The 603-nt window shown below is 72.8% G+C and carries 2 protein-coding genes; both read right to left on the reverse strand.

Features of this window, described 5'->3' with window-relative positions; translation table 11 throughout:
- The coding region (locus AC1D01_RS37870) for an ATP-binding cassette domain-containing protein (RefSeq protein WP_477875124.1) at positions 1 to 316 on the reverse strand (316 nt) is incomplete at its 3' end.
- A gap of 21 nt (positions 317 to 337) precedes the next feature.
- Positions 338 to 603 (reverse strand): oligopeptide/dipeptide ABC transporter ATP-binding protein (locus AC1D01_RS37875; protein ID WP_477875122.1); only part of this gene is annotated, 266 nt, incomplete at its 5' end.

Consider the following 603-nt stretch of genomic DNA (forward strand, 5'->3'; position numbering starts at 1 on the left):
CCGAGTACACCGGGTCGAGCGCGAGCAGCGGCTCCTGGAAGATCATCGACGCGACCTTGCCGCGGAACGCCGCCAGCTCGCCGGCCGACATCGCCAGCACGTCGCGGCCCGCCACCTTCACGCTGCCACTGATGCGGGTGCGCCGCTCGGGATGCAGGCGCAGCAGCGTGCGCAGCGTGACGCTCTTGCCCGAACCCGATTCGCCGATCAGCGCCAGCACCTGCCCGCGCTGCACCTGCAGGCTGACGCCGCTGACGGCCTGCACCGGCGTGCGTCCGCCGGAGAAGACGACGCCCAGGTCATGCAGTTCCACCATCGGCTCTTCCATCGCTTGGTCCTAGGTCGCTGCCGGGTGGCCGCTGTCCGGTTCGTGCATCAGGCAGGCCACGGTGTGTGCGCCGCGCCGTTCTGCCAGCACGGGCGCGCGCTGGCTGCACACCGGTGCGGCGTCGGGGCAGCGCGGATGGAAGCGGCAGCCCGCGGGCGGGTCGATCGGGTTCGGCGGATCGCCCGCCAGCAGCGCCCGTTCGGTGCGGTGGTCCGGGTCCATCGACGGCATCGACGACAGCAGCGCCCGCGTGTAGGGGTGCAGCGGCCCGGCGT

The sequence above is a fragment of the Rhizobacter sp. P3_B12 genome (genome assembly GCF_056402895.1).